This is a genomic window from Microbacterium sp. NPDC076768 (assembly GCF_040687205.1).
Taxonomy (GTDB): domain Bacteria; phylum Actinomycetota; class Actinomycetes; order Actinomycetales; family Microbacteriaceae; genus Microbacterium.
The window spans coordinates 681,832-704,821 of the sequence record NZ_JBFBMU010000001.1 but is presented as its reverse complement, the minus strand read 5'-3'; the positions used below and the strand labels follow the sequence as shown (position 1 = coordinate 704,821).

Annotated in this window: 30 protein-coding genes and 1 pseudogene; 20 read left to right on the top strand and 11 right to left on the bottom strand. The window is 62.7% G+C overall.

Translation table 11 applies throughout. From position 1 onward, the window contains the following. The first annotated feature begins 2 nt into the window (after positions 1-2). Both AB0O87_RS03580 and nucS read left to right on the top strand, forming a co-directional pair. Entirely contained in the window at positions 3-779 is a 777-nt protein-coding gene (locus AB0O87_RS03580) for a GAP family protein (protein WP_363511792.1), read from the top strand. A 17-nt stretch (positions 780-796) separates the two neighbouring features. Then, positions 797-1,492, top strand: coding sequence for an endonuclease NucS (nucS, locus tag AB0O87_RS03575; protein ID WP_363511790.1), 696 nt, complete (start codon positions 797-799; stop codon positions 1,490-1,492). Between the two features lie 12 nt (positions 1,493-1,504). On the opposite strand, the gene AB0O87_RS03570 is transcribed toward nucS, so the two are convergent. Beyond that, a complete protein-coding gene (locus AB0O87_RS03570; protein ID WP_363511788.1) occupies positions 1,505-1,753 on the bottom strand; it encodes a response regulator in 249 nt (82 codons plus the stop codon). Positions 1,754-1,897: 144 nt separating this feature from the next. Here AB0O87_RS03570 and AB0O87_RS03565 point away from each other — a divergent pair, with 144 nt between their 5' ends. Beyond that, the gene (locus AB0O87_RS03565) at positions 1,898-2,563 is read left to right on the top strand and encodes an HAD hydrolase-like protein (protein WP_363511786.1); all 666 of its coding nucleotides are present in this window, start codon (positions 1,898-1,900) and stop codon (positions 2,561-2,563) included. Between the two features lie 86 nt (positions 2,564-2,649). On the opposite strand, the gene AB0O87_RS03560 is transcribed toward AB0O87_RS03565, so the two are convergent. Next, positions 2,650-2,856, bottom strand: a complete 207-nt coding sequence (locus AB0O87_RS03560; protein WP_363511784.1) for a cold-shock protein — start codon at positions 2,854-2,856, stop codon at positions 2,650-2,652. A gap of 346 nt (positions 2,857-3,202) precedes the next feature. Between AB0O87_RS03560 and AB0O87_RS03555 the strand changes: the two genes are divergently transcribed. Then, positions 3,203-4,027: a shikimate 5-dehydrogenase gene (locus AB0O87_RS03555; RefSeq protein ID WP_363511782.1), complete on the top strand. Its 825-nt coding sequence runs from the start codon at positions 3,203-3,205 to the stop codon at positions 4,025-4,027. Here the strand turns inward: AB0O87_RS03555 and AB0O87_RS03550 are convergent. Then, complete coding sequence (locus AB0O87_RS03550; protein ID WP_363511780.1) at positions 4,024-4,461, bottom strand: SRPBCC family protein; 438 nt, start codon at positions 4,459-4,461, stop codon at positions 4,024-4,026. The genes AB0O87_RS03555 and AB0O87_RS03550 overlap by 4 nt on opposite strands. A 159-nt stretch (positions 4,462-4,620) precedes the next feature. Between AB0O87_RS03550 and AB0O87_RS03545 the strand changes: the two genes are divergently transcribed. The 5 genes from AB0O87_RS03545 to AB0O87_RS03525 all read left to right on the top strand — a co-directional run bounded on the left by AB0O87_RS03545 (position 4,621) and on the right by AB0O87_RS03525 (position 9,128). Beyond that, a complete protein-coding gene (locus AB0O87_RS03545) occupies positions 4,621-5,802 on the top strand; it encodes an alcohol dehydrogenase catalytic domain-containing protein (RefSeq protein ID WP_363511778.1) in 1,182 nt (393 codons plus the stop codon). A 378-nt stretch (positions 5,803-6,180) separates the two neighbouring features. Continuing rightward, a complete protein-coding gene (locus AB0O87_RS03540) occupies positions 6,181-6,423 on the top strand; it encodes a hypothetical protein (RefSeq protein ID WP_363511776.1) in 243 nt (80 codons plus the stop codon). Further along, positions 6,420-7,409 (top strand): Clp protease N-terminal domain-containing protein, encoded by a 990-nt coding sequence (locus AB0O87_RS03535; protein WP_363511775.1) that lies wholly within the window; start codon positions 6,420-6,422, stop codon positions 7,407-7,409. Before AB0O87_RS03540 ends, AB0O87_RS03535 begins: the two co-directional genes overlap by 4 nt. A gap of 107 nt (positions 7,410-7,516) precedes the next feature. Next, complete coding sequence (locus tag AB0O87_RS03530; protein ID WP_363511773.1) at positions 7,517-8,671, top strand: calcium:proton antiporter; 1,155 nt, start codon at positions 7,517-7,519, stop codon at positions 8,669-8,671. Between the two features lie 91 nt (positions 8,672-8,762). Then, positions 8,763-9,128 (top strand): hypothetical protein, encoded by a 366-nt coding sequence (locus AB0O87_RS03525; protein ID WP_363511772.1) that lies wholly within the window; start codon positions 8,763-8,765, stop codon positions 9,126-9,128. Here AB0O87_RS03525 and AB0O87_RS03520 read toward each other — a convergent pair. Further along, positions 9,108-10,061, bottom strand: coding sequence for a helix-turn-helix domain-containing protein (locus AB0O87_RS03520; RefSeq protein ID WP_363511770.1), 954 nt, complete (start codon positions 10,059-10,061; stop codon positions 9,108-9,110). The genes AB0O87_RS03525 and AB0O87_RS03520 overlap by 21 nt on opposite strands. A gap of 119 nt (positions 10,062-10,180) precedes the next feature. Between AB0O87_RS03520 and AB0O87_RS03515 the strand changes: the two genes are divergently transcribed. From AB0O87_RS03515 to AB0O87_RS03505, 3 genes are all read left to right on the top strand, one after another. Beyond that, entirely contained in the window at positions 10,181-10,774 is a 594-nt protein-coding gene (locus AB0O87_RS03515; RefSeq protein ID WP_363511768.1) for a cysteine hydrolase family protein, read from the top strand. Positions 10,775-10,903: 129 nt separating this feature from the next. Continuing rightward, positions 10,904-11,173: a hypothetical protein gene (locus AB0O87_RS03510; protein WP_363511766.1), complete on the top strand. Its 270-nt coding sequence runs from the start codon at positions 10,904-10,906 to the stop codon at positions 11,171-11,173. Positions 11,174-11,201: 28 nt separating this feature from the next. Further along, a complete protein-coding gene (locus AB0O87_RS03505; protein ID WP_363511765.1) occupies positions 11,202-11,624 on the top strand; it encodes a hypothetical protein in 423 nt (140 codons plus the stop codon). Between the two features lie 326 nt (positions 11,625-11,950). Here AB0O87_RS03505 and AB0O87_RS03500 read toward each other — a convergent pair. Then, positions 11,951-12,913: pseudogene (locus AB0O87_RS03500) on the bottom strand (transposase); the annotation flags it as partial. Between AB0O87_RS03500 and AB0O87_RS03495 the strand changes: the two are divergent. After that, on the top strand, positions 12,818-13,069 hold the full coding sequence (locus AB0O87_RS03495) for a hypothetical protein (protein WP_363511763.1): 252 nt from the start codon (positions 12,818-12,820) through the stop codon (positions 13,067-13,069). The pseudogene AB0O87_RS03500 and the gene AB0O87_RS03495 sit on opposite strands and share 96 nt — an antisense overlap. Positions 13,070-13,168: 99 nt before the next feature. Here AB0O87_RS03495 and AB0O87_RS03490 read toward each other — a convergent pair whose 3' ends face one another. After that, the gene (locus AB0O87_RS03490) at positions 13,169-13,699 is read right to left on the bottom strand and encodes a helix-turn-helix domain-containing protein (RefSeq protein WP_363511761.1); all 531 of its coding nucleotides are present in this window, start codon (positions 13,697-13,699) and stop codon (positions 13,169-13,171) included. Between the two features lie 267 nt (positions 13,700-13,966). On the opposite strand from AB0O87_RS03490, the gene AB0O87_RS03485 reads away from it, so the two are divergent. Next, positions 13,967-14,914, top strand: coding sequence for a hypothetical protein (locus AB0O87_RS03485; protein ID WP_363511759.1), 948 nt, complete (start codon positions 13,967-13,969; stop codon positions 14,912-14,914). A gap of 761 nt (positions 14,915-15,675) precedes the next feature. Next, entirely contained in the window at positions 15,676-15,957 is a 282-nt protein-coding gene (locus AB0O87_RS03480) for a hypothetical protein (RefSeq protein WP_363511757.1), read from the top strand. Between the two features lie 98 nt (positions 15,958-16,055). On the opposite strand, the gene AB0O87_RS03475 is transcribed toward AB0O87_RS03480, so the two are convergent. The 3 genes from AB0O87_RS03475 to AB0O87_RS03465 are packed head-to-tail and all read right to left on the bottom strand — an operon-like array spanning position 16,056 to position 17,832. Next, on the bottom strand, positions 16,056-16,631 hold the full coding sequence (locus AB0O87_RS03475; RefSeq protein WP_363511756.1) for a hypothetical protein: 576 nt from the start codon (positions 16,629-16,631) through the stop codon (positions 16,056-16,058). An 8-nt stretch (positions 16,632-16,639) separates the two neighbouring features. After that, positions 16,640-17,071: a hypothetical protein gene (locus AB0O87_RS03470; protein ID WP_363511754.1), complete on the bottom strand. Its 432-nt coding sequence runs from the start codon at positions 17,069-17,071 to the stop codon at positions 16,640-16,642. Further along, complete coding sequence (locus AB0O87_RS03465) at positions 17,068-17,832, bottom strand: TIGR04255 family protein (protein ID WP_363511752.1); 765 nt, start codon at positions 17,830-17,832, stop codon at positions 17,068-17,070. Before AB0O87_RS03465 ends, AB0O87_RS03470 begins: the two co-directional genes overlap by 4 nt. Before the next feature lie 162 nt (positions 17,833-17,994). Here AB0O87_RS03465 and AB0O87_RS03460 point away from each other — a divergent pair, with 162 nt between their 5' ends. From AB0O87_RS03460 to AB0O87_RS03450, 3 genes are all read left to right on the top strand, one after another. Beyond that, complete coding sequence (locus tag AB0O87_RS03460; protein ID WP_363511750.1) at positions 17,995-18,447, top strand: hypothetical protein; 453 nt, start codon at positions 17,995-17,997, stop codon at positions 18,445-18,447. Next, entirely contained in the window at positions 18,444-18,668 is a 225-nt protein-coding gene (locus tag AB0O87_RS03455) for a hypothetical protein (protein ID WP_363511748.1), read from the top strand. Before AB0O87_RS03460 ends, AB0O87_RS03455 begins: the two co-directional genes overlap by 4 nt. A gap of 150 nt (positions 18,669-18,818) precedes the next feature. Then, on the top strand, positions 18,819-19,805 hold the full coding sequence (locus tag AB0O87_RS03450) for a hypothetical protein (protein WP_363511747.1): 987 nt from the start codon (positions 18,819-18,821) through the stop codon (positions 19,803-19,805). Between the two features lie 3 nt (positions 19,806-19,808). On the opposite strand, the gene AB0O87_RS03445 is transcribed toward AB0O87_RS03450, so the two are convergent. Further along, entirely contained in the window at positions 19,809-20,960 is a 1,152-nt protein-coding gene (locus tag AB0O87_RS03445; RefSeq protein ID WP_363511745.1) for an XRE family transcriptional regulator, read from the bottom strand. Beyond that, the gene (locus AB0O87_RS03440; protein WP_363511743.1) at positions 20,953-21,702 is read right to left on the bottom strand and encodes a hypothetical protein; all 750 of its coding nucleotides are present in this window, start codon (positions 21,700-21,702) and stop codon (positions 20,953-20,955) included. The genes AB0O87_RS03445 and AB0O87_RS03440 overlap by 8 nt, the downstream gene beginning before the upstream one ends. A gap of 211 nt (positions 21,703-21,913) precedes the next feature. Here AB0O87_RS03440 and AB0O87_RS03435 point away from each other — a divergent pair, with 211 nt between their 5' ends. Together AB0O87_RS03435 and AB0O87_RS03430 are read left to right on the top strand one after the other, a co-directional pair. Further along, positions 21,914-22,531 carry a hypothetical protein gene (locus AB0O87_RS03435; RefSeq protein WP_363511742.1) on the top strand — a complete coding sequence of 206 codons (618 nt, stop codon included), beginning with the start codon at positions 21,914-21,916 and terminating at the stop codon, positions 22,529-22,531. A 36-nt stretch (positions 22,532-22,567) separates the two neighbouring features. Continuing rightward, positions 22,568-22,825 (top strand): hypothetical protein, encoded by a 258-nt coding sequence (locus AB0O87_RS03430; protein ID WP_363511740.1) that lies wholly within the window; start codon positions 22,568-22,570, stop codon positions 22,823-22,825. Positions 22,826-22,990: the final 165 nt, after the last annotated feature.

Sequence of the window (22,990 nt, the reverse complement as noted above, 5' to 3'; positions counted from 1 at the left end):
CTATGGAACTCTTCGGCGGGCTGTCGCTCCCCCTCGTTCTCGTGGTGCTCGCGTTGATCGACGGGCTGAGTGTCGGCACTCTCCTCATCCCCCTGTTTTTGCTTTTGCGGCCAGGGCGCGTGCCGGCGGGGCGCATGTTGCTTTACCTCGGCACCATCGCCACGTTTTACTTGCTCGTCGGACTCCTTTTTCTCTGGGGTCTTGTGAACCTGGTGGACGTCGCTGGGGAGTTTCTCGCGTCGCCCAGCGGGCTGATTGCGCGACTCCTGGTGGGCACAGCGCTGTTGATCACATCATTCGCGATACCCACAAGCGAGAAGGCGCCAGCGAAAGGGGCGCCGCAGGAAGAAGCCACTGAAATCGTGCGCACGCCCAGCCGCATCTCTCGATGGCGTGATCAACTACTCGATCCGCGCACACGCAGAACAGCGATCATGGCTGTGGCGATTGTTGCCGGCCTTGTCGAAGTGGCGACGATGTTGCCATACATCGTCGCCATGACAATGCTGGTGGACGCGGAGATCGACGCTCCCCTGCGCGTACTCTCGCTTGTCGCCTACTGTGCGCTCATGATCCTGCCCGCACTCTCACTGCTCTTGGTTCGTGTGGTCGCCGCATCTCTCGTCGAACGCCCGCTCGCGCGTTTCTCCGCCTGGCTGGAACGTACAGGAGGAGAAACCACCGCCTGGGTCATTGGCATCATCGGATTCCTCATCGCTCGCTCGGCTGCTACCGAGCTGGGTTTGTTCGAATTCATCGGCGCGTTTTTCGGTGGGTGACCAACTAGGCTCAACGGGTGCGTCTCGTCATTGCCCGCTGTTCGGTCGACTACACCGGTCGGCTCAACGCCCATCTTCCGCTCGCCACTCGTCTGCTCGTGCACAAAGCCGATGGCAGCGTGCTCGTGCACTCCGATTCGCTTAGCTATAAGCCGCTGAACTGGATGAGTCCTCCCTGCACTCTGGCAAGCGAAGAGCCGGGCGAGGAAGAGTCAAGCGTCGGCGTTGTAGAGGTCTGGCGCGTCACTCATAAGAAGACGGGCGACGCTCTGCGAGTGCAGATTTACGAAATCATGCACGACAGCGCGCACGATCTCGGCGTCGATCCAGGCCTACAGAAGCACGGAGTCGAGGCCGACCTGCAACGGTTGCTCGCCGAGCAGGTAGACCGCATCTCTGAGGGTGCGACTCTGGTGCGCCGCGAGTACCCCACGGCGATCGGCCCTGTCGATCTGCTGGTGCGCGACGCCGAGGGTGCCGCCATCGCCGTCGAGATCAAACGACGCGGAGACATCGATGGCGTTGAACAGCTGACCCGCTATCTTGAGCTGCTCGGCCGTGACCCGCACCTATCTCCCGTGCAAGGCGTATTCGCCGCCCAGGAGATAAAGCCGCAGGCTCGTGTGCTCGCCGAGGATCGGGGCATCCGTTGCCTCGTCCTCGATTACGACGACATGAAGGGCATCGAGTCAGGCATTCCCCGGTTGTTCTGACTCAGCCGCCGGTCACCGAACCTGCATCAGCCGAGGCGTAGGGCCTTCTAGGCGTGCGATCGCGATCTTGACATCGCCGACCTCGTGCTCCACTCGGTCGAGTCGATCTTCAATCCGGTCGAAGCGCACGTCGAACTTCGCTTCCGTGGCAGCAGAATGTGTGTCCATCCGGTTGATCATCCACCCGAAGCCGCAGACGATTGCCACGAGAATGGTCGCCGACGTCGCCAGCATGGTGATGACCTCAATCGACACGTACATACCCCCATTGTCACGTGGGACGGTGTCCCGGTCACGACCCTAAGCTCCATCCCTGCACTGCGACGGGCGGTGTGTGAAACCCGAAAGACTGCACACCTGTGCAGGGGGAGAGATCGTACGATCTCCGGCCCATAAGCTGGAGCCATGTCTCACTCCCCTTACTCCTGCGTGCTGTGGGATGTCGATGGCACAATCGTCGATGCATCTGTCGGAATCCTCCGACGGTTGAACACGGCGCTGACTCACTTCAACAAGCCAGCGCCCACCCGCGACGATCTCGTGCACTGGATCGGACCGCCCATGTTCCAGTCTTTCCAGGATCAGGCCGGCATGACGCCAGAGGAGTCTGCGGAAGCGGTCGCCTTCTACCGCACACTCGGCAAGGCAGACGGATACACCACAGACGCCGCCACTTACCCGGGGGTCACCGACCTTATCCAGGAGCTACACGCCGCTGGAGTGCCGCAGGCGACGGCGAGCTCGAAGCCAGAGAACCAGGTCGACGCCCTTGTTGACCACTTCGGGCTCCGCCCCGCTTTTTTGGCCACTGTCGGGGCGACGCCGGATGAATCTACCCTCGCGTCGAAAACCGATATCGTCGCCGAAGCTCTGCGACGGCTGCGCGAGCGCGGCGCCGACACGTCACGCCCTGTGCTGATCGGCGATCGCCATCACGACGTCGAGGGCGGCAACGCAAACGATGTCCCTGTGATCTTCGTTGAATGGGGCTTCAGCGACTCTCATGAGGGCGACGATGCCGCGTTCCGTGTCGCCTCCGTTGACGCGCTGCGCGCCCTTCTGCAGGGATAGCTACCGACCTTTAAAGCACAAAACTCCCCGCCGGATGACACATCAACGATGCGATCCGGTCGGGGAGTTCTGCGTCCCGCCTCGTCTCAGACGGGCGTGATGTTCTCTGCCTGCAGGCCCTTGGGGCCCTGCGCCACATCGAACTCGACTCGCTGGTTCTCTTCGAGAGACCGGTAGCCGGATGACTGGATGGCGGAGTAGTGCGCGAAGACGTCAGCGCCTCCGTCGTCGGGGGAGATGAAGCCGAAGCCCTTCTCCGAGTTGAACCACTTAACCGTGCCCTGGGTGCTCATGTACTGCCTGTTCTGCTGGTTAAAAAGCCGACGCAGGGGTGCCCCGACACCGCTAACGCTAGTGGAGGAGGGCCGCAACGGAATAGCCCTTTGCAGAAGGTAATCCAAATGTTGCACGAGCGGAATCTGCACGTTATACCGGGCCACGACGCCAACGGGTATCTAAATATGAGCCGCTAAAAATAGTGTGGCCCTCACCGCGGGGGGAGCGATGAGGGCCGAAGACGACCGGAGGGTGCGTCAGGAATAGCCTAGCCCCTTTTTCATCTCCTTGTCCCCCTTTTGGGGGACAAGACCCAACTTTTGGCGAACTCATATGAACTTTTGTCACGAGTAGCCTGGTGGAGTGACGCTGCTCAACAAAGACATGACGCTGTGCATCTCGCTTTCTGCTCGGCCGAGCAACAACGGGACCCGCTTTCATAACCACCTGTACGAGGCACTGGGCCTGAACTGGATCTACAAAGCCTTCGCTCCCACCGACCTCGCTCAGGCCATCGCCGGCGTTCGCGGCCTCGGAATCAGGGGCTGCGCGATCTCCATGCCGTACAAGGAGGATGTGATCGCACTTATTGACCGGATGGACCCTTCGGCGAGCGCAATCGACTCCGTCAACACCATCGTCAACGACGGGGGTGTACTCACCGCGCACAACACCGACTACTCCGCCATTGCGCAGCTGATTTCCCGCAACCACCTCGACCCTGCCGCATCTGTTCTACTGCGTGGTTCAGGGGGAATGGCTAAGGCGACGGCCGCAGCCTTCCGCGATGCTGGCTTCTCCCGCGTGACCGTCGTAGCCAGGAATGAAGCGAACGGACGCGCCCTTGCCGACCTCTACGGGTTTGAGTGGAGCGCAGACACCGCTCACGCGACTGCTGACATTTTGGTCAACGTGACTCCGCTTGGAATGGCGGGCGGTGCCGACGAACAGACGCTCTCTTTCCCCCTCGAGCTCGTTTCCGCGGCGTCGGTCGTCTTCGATGTGGTCGCTCTGCCTGCAGAGACTCCGCTTGTTACCGCGGGGCGTTCCGCCGGAAAAGTCGTGATCACCGGGGCAGAGGTTGCCACCCTGCAAGCGCTGGAGCAGTTCGTGCTCTACACGGGCATCCGGCCATCCGCAGATCAGGTACAGGCGGCCGAAGACTTTATGCGCGCTGCACCGCGCTAGCCTGCGCCGCCTTCCGCAAGGTAGGCCAAGCGGTTGAGGGTCTCGGCGTTGCGCCACCGCAGCATGGGCGTGGTGAGAAAGCGAGGAATCAGCGCGGCTGGCCCGCTGACTGGCTCCTCGTCGATACGCACCTCGCACCCCGTAGGCGTCGTGCGCACCCGCACCGAGACTTCCGCTTCCCCCATCGGCCAACCGCTTGCTCGCAACACCATCCTGTGGGTTGGCGTCCACTCCCGAACCTGCGTGGTGTCGTTGAGCAACGCGGGCCACACTCCGACGGAGTGGTGCAGGGTCGAGCCCACCTCGGGCCATCCCGCGTCGACGTTGCGCATCCGCGACGCGCCGACCACCCATCCGGGATAAAGCCAACCATCGGCGAGCACCCGAAAAACATCTTCGGGTGTGCATGACATCGCGCGAGTATTTGTCGCCATCATTCCTCCGTTCCACAGCATCATGGATGCGCCGCAGTCATCTTGGCGAGGTACTTGACAACGCGCGATTAGCACAATCGGAGCACGATCGCGCCCCCCTTGGACGATTCACTCTCTCTTGAGACGCTCGACCTCTCGCCCACAAGGACTGGAGGAATCATGAAGGCATTGACCTGGCAAGGTAAGCGAACGGTGGCTGTCGAAGAGGTCGCCGACCCGGTAATCCAGAAGCCGGAAGATGCGATCATCCGCGTCACCTCTTCCGCTATCTGCGGTTCGGATTTGCACCTGTATGAGCTTCTTGGGCCGTTCCTTGACCGCGGAGACATTCTCGGCCACGAACCGATGGGCGTTGTCGTCGAGGTGGGCGCTGGCGTCACCAAGCTTTCGGTGGGTGATCGCGTGGTCATACCCTTCAACATCTCCTGCGGCGAGTGCTTCTTCTGCCAGCGCGGATTGCAGTCGCAGTGCGAAACGACCCAGGTGCGCGAATACGGCAGCGGTGCGGCCCTGCTCGGTTACACGAAACTGTACGGCCAGGTTCCTGGCGGGCAAGCGGAGTATCTGCGAGTGCCGATGGCGGACTACAACCACATTCCCGTCGCGCAAGACGCTCCAGACGAGCGTTACCTGTTCCTGAGCGACATCCTTCCCACGGCCTGGCAGGGGGTGGAGTACGCCCAGGTCCCCGATGGCGGAACGCTTGCGGTGATGGGCCTCGGACCCGTCGGTCAGTTCGTGTCACGCATCGGGCGTCATCGTGGCTACCGAGTCCTCGCGGTCGACCCTGTTCCCGAACGGCGGGCGATGGCCGAGCGTCACGGAATCGAAACCTTCGATCTGACCGACACTGTGGTGGATGAGTTGCGCGACCTCACCGACGGGCGAGGTGCCGACTCGGTTGTCGATGCTGTCGGCCTCGAAGCACACGGCAATACCGGCGTGGAGTTCGTGCAGAAGGCGGTCGGACTGTTGCCAGATGCGGCAGCCAGGCAGATGCTCGACAAGGCGGGCGTTGATCGGCTGGCCGCACTGTACGCGTCGATAGACACTGTTCGCCGTGGCGGAACGGTCTCACTCAGCGGCGTCTATGCAGGGGATGCCGACCTGATGCCGATGAAGACACTTTTCGACAAGCAGATCAGCCTGCGTATGGGCCAGTGCAACGTCAAGAACTGGATCGACGACCTGCTTCCGCTTGTCGAAGACACAGCTGATCCACTCGGCATCATGGATCTCACCACCCATCATGCGCCGCTCAGCGATGCCCCCGACCTCTACCGCACCTTCCAAGAGAAGTCGGACGGTTGCATCAAGGTCGTTCTGCATCCCACGACCTGATCCGGTGCACAGTCGGAGGTCGACGCCATACATCGGGCGTCGACCTCCGGCTTTTTCCGTTACCCGTTTGCACCCTTGCGAGGCTTCAGGAAATCGGCTGGTGCGCTCTTCTCGCGCTTCGCAGCTCGTTTTTCCTTGAGTGAGAGTTGTGGCGCCTTTTTGCTGGCGCGCCCCTGAACGGACTTGTTAGACATTGGTTTTCGCTTCCCCTTCTCTGGCTGGCGTAACCTCTGACCATAGCGAGTACCTGTGCGAAGTCAAATTTCCTGCTGACCGGGAAATTTTTCCTGACACTACCCCGCAGATGCGAGGACAGTCGGTGACATCGCGCAGCAACCATGGTTGACAAATTCGGGGAGAGCAACTTAGGTTGACACCATGGAATCCCTCGATGTAGCTCGAATCGCCTCAGACACCACCGACCCTCGGGCGGGGTTGCGAGCAGTGTCATCGCTCCGCACTCTCACGGACGCGCTCGAGCTTCGTCAAGTAGAGGCGGGGCTTCGGTCAGGAATGAACTGGCAGGCAGTCGCAGATGCGCTCGGCGTCAGCAGGCAGGCCGTCCACAAGAAATACGCGAAGCGAATCAACTCTCGCCCTGCAGTGCGGGGAAACTCATGAGCCGCTTCACCCGCGCCGCGGCGACGATGCACACGCTCTCCCTCGCATCGATGGAGGAAGCTTCTCGGTTCGGCGTGCGTGATGCCGACATTGACCACCTACTACTTGCAATAGCGATCGATCCCGATATTGGCGGTCAGGTCCTTCGCGAGATGGGGGTGGGCCTCGACGCAGCGCGAACTGCAGTGTCTGAGCAGCACGCGGCTCAGCTTCAGCTGTTGGGTCTGGCATCTGGAGACTCGGGGCCGGGTCGCATTATCTTTCAGGAAACGTCGGGGTACGAGTGGACCGATCGCGCACTCACCGTGCTCAAGAAAGCCTCTAGTGGTCGCCAACGTGGCGACTCTGCAGCCGTATTGCGCGCGCTCGTCGATGAGCCGAGCGGTTTGATCGAAGCGATTCTGCGAAGGCTCAATGTCGACCCAGCCCTAGTGAGATCCCGGCTGGACGAGGTTCAGCGACTACTTCCCCCTACCTCCTCCACTGCACACGAAGAGATGAACTTGTCTGGACCCCGCTCAATCTTCGTACCGGCGTCACCCCCTGCCGTCTGGGAACTCCTCTCGTCGCCGGCCAGGATTCCGGAGTGGGATCAGAGCATCGCACGAGTTGATTCCGCAAACCCCGCCGCAGATTCATGGACTGCCGAGACGTTGACAATGGCGCCTAATGGAAAACCGATACGCGTCAAGCAGGACTTCCGTCGGCAACGCGTCGAGCTTGTCGAACAGGAACAGCACTCGCGCATCACGTGGCGTTTTAGCCACCCGGATTCGTCACGCTCCAACCCGCGCGTTATCGCCTTTGTCATCGAACATGCAGCGGGTGGCACGCAGTTGCAAGTGACGATCACGTTCGACACGTCCAGGCGCAGGCGCACACTCGCTCGACGCGTCCTGCGCATCCCGATGAGACCGCTCTACCGTTTCGCCTTCTTCATCCAACTGGCGCAGCTGGAAAGCAGCATCGGCCGCGTCTTCCGTTGACCACCATCACCTACGATCGAGGTAAGCGCGCTGAAGTAGCGTCGCGTCTGGGACGACCCTGACGTGATCATCAGTCGGGGACGGCCCCACCTCGAAGGAGTCCGGCGATGCCGCGCACCGAGCTGAAACAACTGGTCAACCGCACCGACATCGTGCGCATCGTTCTGGGATGGGTTGCCTTCGCGGCGCTGCTGGCGGCGCGTCCTTTTCTGGTCGCGCCCACGCCGTGGCCGATTCTTATCGTCGCGCTCTGCGCGATCATTGCCGTGATTCTGATCTGTGCGTTTGGTGTCGTCAAACAAGCAGAGGCCCTCGCCCACCGACTCGGCGACCCGTATGGCTCCCTCGTGCTCACACTGTCCATCGTGCTCATTGAAGTGATCTTGATATCGGCAGTCATGCTCGGGCCCGGAGAGCACGCCACCATCGCTCGCGACTCGGTGATGGCTGTGGCGATGATCATCCTGAACCTGGTTATCGGGCTCGCGCTTCTCCTCGGCGGGATGCGTCACGGCGGGATGGCGCACAACCGCACCGGCACATCGGCCTACCTGGCCATGCTGGTGGTGCTGGTGGGCGTGGCGTTCGCGATCCCTGCACTCATTGGCATTGATGGCGCGTACACAACAGGCCAAGCGATCCCGATCATCGCCGTGACACTCGGGCTCTACGCCTTCTTTCTCTATCGACAGATGGGCGCGCAGGCGAGCGACTTCACCGAGGTTGATCCACGCCTTCATCGCGCTGCACCGTCCGCAGAGAAGACCGCAGCGCAGGGCGACGGTGTCCGCCAGATTCTCGCCGAGCATCGCGCCGAAGTGTGGGTGCGCCTTGGGCTGTTGGTTTTGACTGTCCTTCCGATTGTGCTGTTGTCGCACGACATGGCCGCACTTCTTGATGACGGGCTAGGGCGCCTTGGTGCACCTGTGGCGCTGGCCGGGGTGCTCATCGCCGCTATCGTCTTTCTCCCCGAGTCGATCACCGCGATACGCGCGGCGCTCGGCGGCGAAGCTCAGCGCGTCAGCAACCTGTGTCACGGCGCCTTAGTCTCGACGGTCGGTCTCACCATCCCTGCCGTTCTGATCATCGGAATGGTCACCGACCAGAAGGTACTCCTCGCCGAAACCCCGGCAAACTTGCTACTCCTGGGCGCATCACTTCTTCTTTCTGTCACGACCTTTGCGGCGAAACGAGTGACCGCGACGCACGGCGCGGCACACCTGGCGCTGTTCGCTGTCTACGTCGTGGTGCTGTTCAGCTGAGCACCCAGCTAACGTCTTATTTTGAATGACTCAAAATAAGGTGCTACGGTCTGAAGTGAAGCCGCTATGGCGACGAGAAAGAAGACACCTAATGACCAGCACCCCCCTTGCTCCTACGCGTAGAGGAAGCCGTCCGGACGAGACCGCCCGAACTTCAATCCACACACTCCGTCTCCGTCCTGAAGACGTGCTCCGCACCCCACCCACATCCGTCGACGACTCACAATTCGTCGCCGAGTTGCGCTCAACCCACCTCGGATCCCCGTCGTACGCAGTGGGCGATCGAGGAGCCCTCGCGCCCGAGTTCATTGCCCTGCAATACTCCGAAGAGGACTACGAGCGGGTATGGCGACTCGCCTACCAACGACTCGGCGAACGGCTCATGTACACCCTCGTGTCAGACGGCTCATCGAGCGGATACATCACCGCCACCACGTCACGACCCTCGGAAGGCTGAGCGGTACTGGCTCGGCGTTGCACCAAACGTCGAGCCAAAGTGCTGGCGAAACAGCGCGGATCCCCCGAAACCGGTCGTCGCGGCAATTGCATCAATCGGCATCGCTGTGGTCTCCAACAGCTCCCGCGCCGCTGCCAGCCTCTGCGTGAGCACCCACTTCGCGACGGTTGCACCGGTGCGGGCACGAAACGCACGCGTGAACGAGCTACGGCTGAGATGAGCCTTGGCGGCAAGAATGTCGATCGTCAGTTCTGCATAGAGGTTCCGCACTGCCCAGTGCATCGCTTCTGCGACGGGGTCTCCCCCGCGCTCCGGAATCGGCTGTTCGATGAATTGCGCCTGGCCCCCAGCCCGGTGCGGCGGGGTAACGATTCGGCGCGCCACCCGGTTCGCGACGTGCTGCCCCTCCTTGCGCGCGAGCAGGTACAAGCAGGCATCGATTCCGGCCGTCGCACCCGCTCCCGTAATGATCGAGCCTTCGTCGACGTACAACTCATCCGGCTCCAGCGCCACCAGCGGAAAGCGTTGCCGAAAGACCTCGGCCCACTTCCAGTGCGTGGTGGCAGATCGACCATCGAGCACCCCACTGTCGGCGAGCGGAAACGCACCGAGGCAGAGCCCGACAAGTTCCGCTCCCTCATCCCGGGCTTCGCGCAGAGCCAGCGACATCTCCTCAGGTGCGGCACACCCCGGATCACCCCACCAGGGGACGACCACCACGTCTGCTCCGCGCACGGCTTCGAGACCGTGACGCACCTCAATATCAAAATCAGAAGAGGTGCGTAGCGTGCCGGGGCGCAGTGCAGCAACGCGGATCGGCCACGGTTCGATCTCGCCTGCTGGCGTCTCGCCACCCCACACCAGGGAAGGCACGGAAAGGTGAAACGGGCTGATGCCGTCGACGGCAATCACGGTCACACGAGGAGCGGCCATACGCCCTCCTCTTCTCTCGCTCAGTCGGAGCCAATCTCGGCGATGCCTGACCCGAAACTAGCTGTTCAGATGGGTTCGGGTCAACGAAACTACAAACAACCCCGTGAAAGGACTTCGCCATGACTACCTCCGCCACCCTTCGCTCACTCAGCGGCATCGCTGACAAGCCCGCTTCCCTCGCCTCCTCGACCGTTGTGCTCATCGACTTTCAGAACACCTACACCCGCGGCGAAATGGAACTGGAGGGGTGGGATGTGGCGCTCGATGCCGCCGCCGATCTGCTCGCGAAGGCTCGAACCGCGGGGGCGACCGTGATTCACGTGCAGCATGACGGCGGGCCAGGCTCGGCGTACGACATCCGCGAAGACATCGGTGCGATCCACGAACGCGTCGCCCCGATCGATGGTGAGGCTGTCGTGGTCAAACAAGCACCGAACTCGTTCGTCGGCACCAACCTCGGAGAGCTCGTCGATGCGGCAGGACAAGAGGATGTGGTCATCGCCGGTTTTATGACACACATGTGCGTCAACTACACGACAGAAGGTGCGTTCCTCCGCGGCAACCGCCCGACCGTCGTCGCCGCGGCCACCGCGACCCGCAGCCTGCCATCCGTCGCCGGCGACGTGTCAGCCGAACAACTGCATCGCGCCGCATTGGCAGGCATGGCCGACCTCTACGCCACCGTCGTACCAACAGTGGGCGACCTCGACTGAAGACGCAAAACGGACGCTCTCCCGCTGCGCGCGGCCGAAGAGATCACCAGCGCCGAGGCCGACGGCAAGTTCGCTCAGGCGTATCGACGTTTCCTCCAGCTCGGTGACGATCTCGCATCCGCCGACCCTGTGACACGGGTACTCCTTGCTGCCGAGAGGCCAGACGATTCCCCCTCCCGTTGGCTAGACGCTATCGCCGCTCTCCTGGAAGTGCGCCTGAATGAAGCATCCGCTCCGAACCCTGCATGGGTGACCGAACGCGCTGGCCACCCAGACGCCGTGTGGGAGCCGCAGCGTAGCTCGCGCACAGTGCCACTATCCGCAGACCGCGAAGAAGTCCCCCCGGAGTTCCTTCGACGAGGCATCGCCATCGAGCGCGGCGAGTTAATCAGCGCCTAGTTTTCCCGTCCCCCAGCAAGGAAGGGTTATGACTGCCATCCTCACTCGCAACGACATCATCAGCGGCATCCACGAGGTCATCACCCGTCTCAGAGATGCCGGGAGCGCCGCGACGATTCAGATCGTCGGGGGTGCGGCCATCGCTCTCACCATCGACGAAGACCGTCCGGCTACCGTCGACGTGGACGGACCCAGCACAGATGGGCTGGGTCGCAGTAGACGCTTCCCACAAGCCGTCGGTGAAGGCGAGCTTGATCAAAGTGCCTCACATGGCTCGCGGAACGCACACTACGACCGCACCTGGTCCGAGCTCCTCACGACGCAGCCTGTGGCCGTGCTCGCGCCTTCCGACAGGGCAACGTCCACCTCCCGGGGGACGCTGATGTATCGCGGATCGTCTATCTCGCCAGCGAGGCGTCTCCATCACTCAGCCGGACACACCTGTCGATGAAGCGGAAGTCACGATGACCTCTCGTCTTTTCGGAGCCGAACCGAGGAACAAGTTCCGAGATGGTTCCGGCAAGGCCGGTCATGTTCAAGCTCGTCAGACGCTCGGAACCAGCACTTGGCAGGTCCGAATGAACGACCCTGCTTTCCGGCTCACGTAGAACGCCGGAAAACGAAGAGCCGGTGAGAATTGCTTCTGACCGGCTCTTTCAATTTACGAACAGATTGCCCTGAATAAACGAACAGGGCCCGCTTGTGGGGTGGTTCAGCTTTTTCCGGATCCCAGTCAGGAGTAGGGCTCGCAGAAGGAGGTTCTCAGCGCTTTCCACGCTAATCACTCCGATTTTCCACGACCCCCCGAGAACCCTTGAGTTTCCGGGGACCTGAACTTGCCTGCACGCGCTGGCGAGCGGCACGCTTCCGTCTGCGAGGGACAGCCTCGGATCGGTGGCTTCCTGCTTCATCCGGAACGGCTCCAGCAAGCTGGAGTCTCACGTCCCGTCCACAGGCGTAGACCGCGGGCCCCGCGGCAAGGATGTCGGTCGCGGCGTTGTAGTCGCGATCCAGGGTGACGCCACAAGTGCATTGCCAGGTACGGATGCTCAGCGGCTTCTTGCCACCGCTCTCTCCGCAGATCGAGCAGACCTGTGTGGAGGCATAGAACCTTGGCGCCTTGCTGAGGTCGACTCCCTTGCGGGTGCATGCCTCCTCGAGGAATCGAAGGAACTGGCCCCAGCCGGCATCGTTGATGCGCTTGGCCATTTTCGTTTGCGCCATGCCGCCAATGTTCAGTGTCTCGATGACGACCGTTTGGTTCTCACGGCTGAGTTTCGAGGCGAGCTGACGGGCATGGTCCTCACGAAGGTGCGCTAAGCGACGATGTGCGCGGGCTCGCGCTCGCTTCGCCTTCGCGTAGTTGTTGCTCCCGGGGGTCTTCCGAGAGAGGTTCTTGTCCGCGCGGCCGAGACGTTGTTCGGCCTGGCGGTAGTGGCGGGGGTTCGCGATCTTCTCGCGGGTGCCGTCGGAGTACGAGATCGCAGCGTAGTCGTGCAGGCCGACGTCGATGCCGGCCGCCCGGGCCCGGCGGGTCGGCTGCTTCAAGGCTTGGACGGGAACACGGACAATGAACGAGACCCAAAACTTCCCATCGGGATCCTCTCGCACGGTCACGGCGCTCGGATACCCGGGAAGCGGGCGATGCCAGTTGACGTGGGTGTCCTGGTCGATCTTCGCGAGGCGAATCGGGCCACCGCCACGCTGCGTGTTCTGCCAGCCGCCTCGGATCGTGAACGAGTCCTCGGCGTACCGAGCGGACTTGCGCGCGGTGCGGCGCGATTTGAACCGTGGGCGCCCGACGCGTCAGCCCTTGATGTTGCCGGCGGCGGAGTCGAAGAAGCGCTGGTGCGCGTCCGCGGCGTCATGAACACTTGCCGACAGCGCAGCGTGTGACACCCCGGCGAGCCAGGCGGTGTCCGGGTTCTTCCTTGCTTCGGTGACGAGCGTCTTCGCCGCGTCGTAGCCGGTCGGGTGCTTTCCGCCTGCGTCGTATCAATCCCGGGCGAGCGCGATGTACGAGTTGTAGACGAACCGGCACGATCCGAAGACGCGCCGGAGAGTGTCGACAGCCTTCGGCTCGGGGTAGATCCGGTAGTTATACCGACGAACGTCGACCGGGCCGTCGTGTTCGGCGCGCTTCCGGGCGCGTGCGTCAGCACGCATCTCCGGCCCGGCGGCGCGGCAGGAAGCGCAGGGGCAGTTCCAGTGGTTGTGGCCGCGGCGTGTGCCGTGCTCTTCGTCGGGCATGATGCTGAGGTCAGGCTTCACCCGCGGTGCGCGAGTGCGGGTCTTCGACCGCGCTCGGGAGACCTTGTTGCAGCGCTTGCAGCGGCAACTCCAGAACGTGTACCCGCTCGGTGTCCCATGCGCCTTCTCGGGCATGCCCTCGGCGAGCCGCGCAGCACGACGCGCGGCGGCGGCAGCGCTGTTCGCGGCTCTGCACGCATCGCACGCAGGACGGCAGTGAGGGTAGGCACGGGTGGTGCCATGCTCATAGCCGTCGGGCAGGTCGGGGCAAGTCACCGCTCCTCTATGCGCGGTCTCGCTGGCCATCATGACCATGTACGCGGCGCAAGGGACTTTTCGGGAATCCTGCGGCGACAACGTCGACGAACCGATGCCTGGACTGCGTCCTGAGCGGGCTACGGGCGAACCTGGCTAACTTTCACCGTGAATCAGTATCGACTCTGTCTCAACACCGTAATGCTCTATCAATATTGTGCCGCGAAGAGCGAATCGGCGGATGGCGAAACCCCGGGCTGGTCAAAACGTGAGGTCTAGGTTTGACCCATGACCAAGACGAACCCTACCTTCACGTCTCCTGATTCCGACCTCTTCCCCGAGGACGCGCCCGCCGCGGACCCTACCTCGACGCGACAGACGTATCTTAAGCGTAGCCGGAGTGGCTACACCAAGATCCGATCCGCCTTCGTGCAGGTCCCACCGTCGACGGCGCGAGCCGGGAGCAAGCCGGCGATGCTGCCGGCATTCGCCCGCAATCATCGCGCCGCCGTGTTGTACCTGGCCGTACTTCGCAACTGGACCTGGTTGGTACGCAGCGACGAAGCCCTGCCTGCGGACGCCTGGATCCGCTTCCTGAAGTCTGACAAGGCGAATGCTCTGACGTGGACGACCCAGTCGCTTTCTCATGCCTGGAAGGTACTCGAGGACAACAAGCTCGTCACTCGCAAGCTGGAGAATCGCCTCAAGAAGGTCACCCCCCTTCAGGAGTCCGGCTCCGGATCCAGCTACGCGAGCCCTGACGGCAGCCGTAGCAGCGTTTACTTCGTTCTGCCGGATGAGTTCTGGACGCAGGAACTGCACGCGACCCTCAGCTGGCCCGAGCTTGCTGTCCTGCTCATCCTGCTCAAGGAGTCAAGCGGACGCCCATGGGCCGAGCTCTCGGTAGACCGCGCGCAGAAGTACTACGGGATCTCTCGATCCACCGCAGAGGACGGCCTCAGGGGGCTGCGCGACAAGGGTTTCCTGACAAGCAGGGACCGCTTCGTTACTGACCCCGACGCCGCTGAAGGTCGTCGCCTCACTTCTCTCCACGTGCTCGCCGCGCCCTTCTCCACGAGTTACCGGCAGGATCTCCAAGAAGCGGCTCGCGAGCGCCGCGACGCCAGCAGTGCGGCGGCCTCGCCGAGCAACCCTGGAAAGCAGAAGAAGTCCAAGAAGCCAAAGAAGCCGAGAGAGGTGGTGGATGATGAGCGAGCGAAAGAAGCGAAAGCCTGAACCTCGCCCGGGCATGTGGTCGATGTTGGGTGCCGTCGTTCACTCTGGCTGGGGACCCACGGTGAGACTTCTCAGCATCATCGCGGTCGCTGGCATCGTATTTGGCGGCCACCTCAGCGGCGCTGTCGATTTCCTGTCATCCTCCCGCGATCTGCTTCCCCATGAGTGACCCGCAGATGCTCCAGACGTTGCCGCGGCCCGAGTTCCAACCTAGACACAAAGTCGGTACAAGTTCGTCGGCCCTTCCTGGTCACCCAGGGGGTCGATTCCTAAGGATCATCGAAAGCACTTTGCGGGCAGTCCTCCCCTGAGGACCCGTATTGAGGGCGGCCACCCACGCGATGGGAACAATCACGGTGAGCGTCGCAAGCAAGGAAGCACTAGTGGCGGTGAGGAACGGGGCGATGTCAAGCATCGCGTCTCCCAACTGGTGCGGAGCCCAGGACAAGGCACCGATGGTTGACGTTACTGCGGACCGGAATTCTCGTGCGTGGCGTATGAGGACGTTCGAAGTCGGAGGCCGCGTTCAGTCTCCTGGGGTGCGCGGTAACCATCTTGGGCGTTCTCGCCATCTCGCATCCAGCGCACCTGGCGCTTTCAGCGATGCCGATCCGGGTCCTGCCCAGTATCGGCATCATTCCCACCACCCGGGCGTCGCGCCACGTGTCATGGTCTGCGGGCATCGCGCCCACATCCGCATCGGCCTCTAGCCTCCGCGTAACCGCTCCCAGCCTCCAGCCGGGTGGACGGAGGTCGAGGTCATGGCCGCCGGGAGCGATCTCCGCCTGCTCATGCTGCACACCGACGACGACGTCGACCTGTTCCCGTCGTTCCAACTCAGGGACGGAAAGATCGTCGAAGGGCTGCAGGAGGTCCTCCGCGTCCTGCACGCCGGCGTGAACGACCCCTGGACCTGGGCGCAGTGGTTGAACGTCGCATTGCCCGACGAGGACCCGCCCCGCAACATCATGCTGCTCTGCGACGGGCGCCTCGAGGAGGCGCTGCGTGATGCCCGCCACGACGCTTGGGCGTGGAGCTGTTGAGGACGACGGCTAGACAGTCAGTGCCGGCGCCCGGCGAACAATGACCCCGTTGCTCTTCCACTGGGCGAGTGAACACCTCTGGGAGAAGCGGTCCGCTGTCAGTCAGGGGCTGCCGGCGTCGCATGCGTGCAGGTCGGCTCGCATCCCTCTTCGGTGCATGGTTCTTCGAGGTCGGCGCCAGACCAGGACTCTGGTGACGGGGTGTCCTCGAAGAAGCACAGCATGTTGGCGATTGTGCGGTAGTGCTTTATCGCGGCTCGATACTCACTTGACGACGGGACTGGGGATCCGGGGGGCGGCTGGGGATCTGCAGGCGGGCGCGGAAATCCGTGCTCCAGATCGGCGTGGCCATAGTAGTGATGCCGCGAGTCGACAATGTCGGGAGCGTGCTCTCTGAAGGTCTCGGCCAGCGCGCGTCCAAAGCCGCAGTACTTGTTGTGTTTGATCTCGAGCGCCTGTTCTTTGGCCTTTTCCGCGCCCATGAGCCGCAGTCGTATCACCGAAGCCGACTCTTCTGTCGCCCGCGGTGCGACTGCCTGCCAGCGCACACGCTTCGCACCATTTACATCGTCGGAGCTCAGAGCCCGAAGGATGTACTCGTCATCGTCGACCATCAGGTCCGTCGGCGAGTCGACGTCGACTACCTCCGGCGAGGGCGTGGGCTGCTCAGACACGGCGCTGGTCAGGAGTGTGTACGGATGAGTGACGCAATCAGGGCGCGATCCTTAAGCGACCCGCCCTCACCGTAGGAATCCCGCTGGGAGCTATCGTCCGCGATGAACGAGAAGGCAAACTCGGTGTGGCCAATCTCCAGAGAAGAAAACCCATCACTGGTTTCCCACTCGATGTATGTGGTGTCGTTATCGCTGGGGCTCACGTCCACGAACTGGTCGCGCGAGAAGAGGGCAGTGATCTCCGGGACCGTCATGTGCGTGTGGGCCAATGCCGTCGGCGCATCCGTCTCTACTGCGAATGGAGTCCACTTTGACAAAATGTCGAGACTGTCCCAGAACGGCGAGAAGGGGATCGTGACATAGTGCGCACTAAAAGGTGCGTTCGTGTGAACGCGCGAGTCCCGAGTTCTCTCGGACGGGCTCAGAGATGCAATTGTCATTCCGATGCTCCCCTCATCCGAGTGCGGCAGCCGTCAGTCACAGCGCCTTCGAACAGCTCGTTCTTAACGGAACGTAGCACAGTGAGAATGTCTTCCAGCCCATTGAGGCTTCGTGGAGAGAACTGCTTACTCACCTCGATATCGAGCACGAGAACCGCTCTCCTCTCTCGCGCCCCGGCAAACACAGTGCTTCGAGTGTCAACAAAGCCTGTGTCTTCTCTGTCGAATGGAATATCCACCTGCGTGAACATCCGGCTCACGCCCTGCGGCAACTCATTGGGAACGTCCACGCCGAGGTGCACCCACTCGCTGATCTCGTACTTGCCGCTCTCTGGGATCGGAAGTTCGTTGACGAATCGTGCCTGGGCGCCAACGACGAGGTTGTCGGGATTGTCTGAGAAAAGCGGCGCCAGATGCCCCATCGCATCGGCGATGAAGTCGCTCCAGTCCGTGTAGAGATTCTTCCGGTAAGTGCGAACGTATCGGATCTCGTCCTCAATGAACTGCAACTTCTCTTTGCCACGAGAGCGCTGGAACCCCACCAGCTTGCGGTCATCACCGAGGGTGCTTTCTTGTCCTACCTCAACCGGCACGTACGTGCCCGAGACATCGAAAATCCCGTGCGCCTCCCACTCCGGCGAGCGCGCGTCGAAGCGTCGCGACAGAGCGTCAACATCAAAGACGGTCTGCTCAGCGAACGCGAACGAGAGACCCGCCTCCACGATGGGGGCGCTAGGGTACGGGCCTTCGACGTGACTCATACGAGCCGATCCAGAGGGAGCACACATTCACTCTATCCCCGCGACGTTGGAAAACCTTGAGTGGGTCCGAAGGTCATGAACAGAGCACCGCGATTCTCGCCGTGCGCACCCGGCGGCTTCCTGCTCGCCGTACGTGGCGTCTCGCACCGATAGGGTTCGACCATGCGTGTGCTCTCGTTCTCGACTGGCCTTGCATTGGTCGGACTCGGCGCGACGATCCTGTTCGGCACACCCCAGGATGTTGTGTCCGGATTCCACTACTGGCCGGAAGCAGGAGTAGCTCTCCTCCTCCTCGGTATCGTGCTGATGCTTGCCGCTGGCATCGCGTGGCTCCGGCATCGAAAGTCCGTTGCCGCGCGGGACGCAGCGTCAGATAGCGTCACCCGCGCTGAGGTTGACGCGACCATCGCAGGCATCCTCTCAGAGGTCCAGAAGCATGAGCAGTGGAGAGTGAATGCTGCGAACTACGGTGATGACACACGCGCACACGCGCTCGAGGCGGAGCTCGCCACCCTCCGCGCTCAGCTCGCCGACGCGAACAGGCGCCTCGAGACGCTGCCAGAAGGATCCCGCACCGGACTGCGCTCACTGTCGCGCAGACGCAGGATCGGTTGACGTTCACTAATGACACGGGCCTGAACTTCGGCGTCAGCGAGGTCACGGGTGAAGGTGGCCTGAACATCTCCGGACACCACGCCCCTCCTTTCGTGCTCCCTGCGGGCGGAACGTTCTTCGTCAACCTCCACCGAGTCATGGGGAACACTGAAAGCCCGATGGTGGTCGTCTCTTTGACTGACGCCCGCGGCGACCGGCACGTACAACGCATCGGAGTCTGACACCTGCCAGCACAGGAGGCGAGATCGGGTTCGGCAAGCACGACCTGGCAGAACCGTCGCCCGCCAACCAATCTGCGTCTCCTCATTCGTAGGAGTTGGCCACTTCTATCAACTCCCTCAATAGGCTGAGTGCGGAACGAAAGGGCCCTGTTGAACGAAGTATGGGAGGCCATCGCAGCGATGGCCACCGTTGGCGCTGTCATCACGTCGGTGGCGTTCGGCGTGTTCGAAGGCTTCCGAGCCCGTCGAGATCGTCGTGAGCTCATCTCTCTTCGAGCGTCGACGGAGGCAGCCGCGGCCGCAGCGGCCGAGGCAGAGCGTGTCGCTGTGGCCAGCCTGGTCACGGCGTGGGTAGCGGACACCTACGCCTATGACACCGCAGCCTCCTCATACGTGCGGACGGTCACGCTGCACATCGCCAATGAGTCCAATGAACCCGTCGTGAACGTGGCTGTCGGTGTTTACCTAGGCGATGAAGCACGGCTGATTGGGCCGCTCTCGACCCCAGCACTCATCCCCGTCATCCCACCTCGACGGGAGTTCAAGTGGGATATCACCACTGGTGTCCGCGCGTATGACGACAACGCCGATCCTCGAGTTGCCATCTCGTTCACTGACTCTCGACAGAAGCGGTGGCGCCGATTGCTCGACGGAACACTTGCTGACCCGGACGAACAAGACACGTTCCGTTCCGCTCTGGACGAGCCTGAACTGGCGATTGCGCAGACTGGGGCAGTTGACAGATATCGCAATCCGATGGCGGTGGCCTACGCGTTTGCGGAGGAACTGTGGGCGGATCCCGCGTCCTTTGACCTGCAGAGCTTTCGAACGCTGCTCGACCCACTCGCGGAAGGCTGGAGAGGAAGCTGGGACAACGCTCGCATCGACCAGTTGCGTGAGCTCCTTCAGGACTTCAGCAATCTGGCGGCGCTCACTTGGTACTCGTCTCCCCGAGTGGCCTACGCCAGGCTGCTTTCAGATGAATCGCTCCGTCAGCTAACAGGACGCACGGGCGGCGCCGCTGTTCAGGTGTACTTCATCACGCTCGTGTATCGCAGCGACCATGGTTGGACCGTTTTCGGGGTTGGCCCGAAACACCTCCCTGACCAGATTCCCTTCCCGGCGGAAGGCTATTGACGCCTAATCGACTGGCGGAAGAATCCGCAAATGAGGACGCTCGTCGACCTCGCCGAGCACCTCCCGCACGCGTGCGGGCTTCCATCTGAGCTCCCGGGCCAAGTGCGTGATGGAGTACCCGCTTTCGTCGGCGAGCGTCGCCGCGTGCCTGAGCATGCTCGGCATCTCCCCGGGGAAGTTCGAGACGGGCTCCGCTGGATCGCCACCTGCCGCTCGGAGCTGGTTCAGGCGTTGATAGCCTCGGCGCACCGATACCTCGGACACCGTTCCCGTCTCCTTCATCCGAATCAGAAGAGAGTCGACGGACACACCCCAGTGCTGGGAGAGAGCGGCGAGCTTCGGCAAGTTGACGGTGCGCGGCAGCATGTTGGTGATCTGCGCGCGGGGGGTCAGTAGCTCAGCGGCGAACTGGTCTGCCTCACGTTCTTGTTGTGGGTCGCCCGGCGCCGCGTCGCGGTGCAGGATCAGGTGCCCGAGTTCGTGTGCGACGGTGAACCGATGCACATACACGGACATCGCGCGCTCCGGTGTGACGATGACCACCGGACGCGGTAGGTGCGAGGTGGAGAAGGCGCCGACTCGCGCGACGTCGGCGCTCGCCAGCGACAGGATCGACACGATGAGTCCGCGGGTCTCCAGCTGAGCGACCAGGTGCTTGATGGGCTTTGCCCCGAACCCCCACCGCGCCCGCAGGTCCTGCGCGGCAGCGGCAGGGCTGGTGGTGTCGAGGTCGAGCGGCAAGGCGAGGCCGGGAAGCCGCACACGCCTCTCCAACGCGTTCGCGAGCTCCCACACTTGTTCGATGAATGCCAGCGCCTTCTGACGGTCTCGAGTGGTAGTCGAGCGCAGGCTCCGGAAGTGCGCCTTCATCCCGTCCACGCGGGTGAGCGGCCGCCCGACGGTGAGCGTGAAGAAGTCCACAGGAACGTCGAGCACGTCGCTGAGCGATGCCAGGACGTCCGGCCTCGGGCTCATCTGCCGCGACTCGTACTGTCCGATGGCAGCGGGGGTCACTCCGATCTGCTCCGCCAGCTTCGCTTTGGACAGGCCCGCGGCATAGCGGGCCTGCGTCAGGCGCTCCGCGTCGAAGGTTCCGCCGGCGATGGCGGGTTCGATGGAGGAGAAGAGTGAGAGTGGTGGCTCCCAGTCAGTCATCGGACCCTCCCTGTGCTGCCTTCACCTCCAGGATGGCGGTGGGCACGTCTCCGCTGTCGAAGCTCTCCCCGGCGTTCACGTCGACGAGCGCGGCCGAGGCGAGTTCCATCAGCGATTCGCTGGTAGAGAAGACCAGGAAGCCGTCCTGACCGAGCTTCGCCTCACCCCACATGACATTGTGAAGGCCGGAGGAGTTACTCGCGTACCCGACGACCACGACCCGCGAGTACTGACGCATAACTGCGTCCAGCGCCTCGTGCTGCTGCTTGTCGACGAGTTCCATCTCTTCGGCGGTCAGCTCCGGGCGCTCGAACCCCAGATCGAGCTGCTGCCCACGCTTGTCATTGGCCGTACGGAAGAGGGAGACGCGTGCGTCGGACACGGCGAACTTCCGAGAGCCGACCTCGACGCCAGCGTCGCGGGAGTACCGCCACGGGAACAGGACGACGTCGCCGAACGCGACAACGGAGTATCCAGCGCCGGGCACCGGGACACGCTCCGCCGAGGGCAGGCGGCCCAGCTGCGACGCGAACTCTCTCAAGCATCGGTGCCAGATGTTGCCGTAGACACCCTGGTGCTCCATGTCGGCTTCGACCTGGGCGTTGGCGAGCTTGTCGTGGCATTCACGGACGATGGCCGGAGCCAAGGTCCGGACCTGCACACCATCGGCTCCGAACGCCTCAACGGCCCACAAGCGGCCTTCGTTGTCTTCCATCGCATCCCCTTCACTTTTCATCCCCACGCGAACACTATAACTTCATGTTCGTACAGAAAACGAACACTACTCGCGGTGTGTCGCGCTGATCCGCGGATCGCTTCACTTTAGTGGGCACCGCCGACAACGGGTGTCGACGGCGCCCGTGGAGGTGGCGTTAGCGGCTCTCGCGGGCGCAATGAGAGGCCTTCGTGGCGCCCACTGTGTGCGGCACGAGCTGCACGGTGGGGGCGCCTCGGTGGTGGCAGTCGGCCGATGGTTCACTCTCCTCCAAGATGACCTTGTAGACGAAGTGTCAGCGCCCGTGGAACTGGCGGTGCACGGAGCGGTTGCCACCGCGCACGGACTACTCGTAGGCGCGACGCGAGTCCGAGAGGGCGTTGCGGCGTGCCACCGCACGGCGGTTGACAGCGAGCGACCCGCAGTCGTGACGCTGCCCGACGCCCGCCTTCCGGGGCATCAGGGCGGGGTCACGCAGCGCGAAGTACGCGCAGTCAGCGGTGGTCGTCGGCTGCAGCACATCACCTACTGGTTCCACAAGGGCGAGCCTGACCCCGAGACCGGCGAACTCGTCACGGAACGCGAGATGCGCGACGCCATCGAAGCACGCAGGCCGTACGCCATGAAGCGCAAGGGCGATATCGGCATGACACGCAAAGGCGTAGAACCCAAGGAGGCCGGCCGAGGGAAGCAGCGATTCACCTACCCGGATCCGAGAACATACATGGCCTTCGACCCGGCCACGAACAAGAAGGTCCCTCACACGAAGGACGAGCTTCGCGGTTCCGTCCTTGTGAACCCGTATGCCGAGGTCGTCCGCCACCTGCAACGCTACCCGTGGGGTTCCCCGGAATAGCGGACGGCCTACGGTCAGCGCAACCAGGTCGAGTCAGTGAACAAGTCCATCAAGCACACGCGGTTCACCGACCTCGAGTCGGCTGCCAAGCGGCCTGGCCGCGGCGAGGCCTACCAGAGCATCGCGACCGCGTTGATGGCCGTGGCATACAACGTCCGGGTTCTCGTGCGCGCTCTCGTCAAGGAGTGCGCACCGAAGAAGAATCGGAAGCGTGCTCCAAGGTCGAACTTCGACCCGCGTTCGGTCAAGAACGCACGACCGGTCGCCAACGGCGCGCTTGCTCCACCGGCCTAAGCCACAACCCCGTTAGCAATCGAACAGAAGCGAATAGCCCCACGAGGGGCTATTCGTCGTGCACGGAAGTTGCTCCGGATGCGGATCAAGGAGAAAGAAGCCAGTCGATGGGGCAAAAGAGGCGGCGGCCGGTCTCGAATTCCTCGAAACCGGCCGCCGCCTATC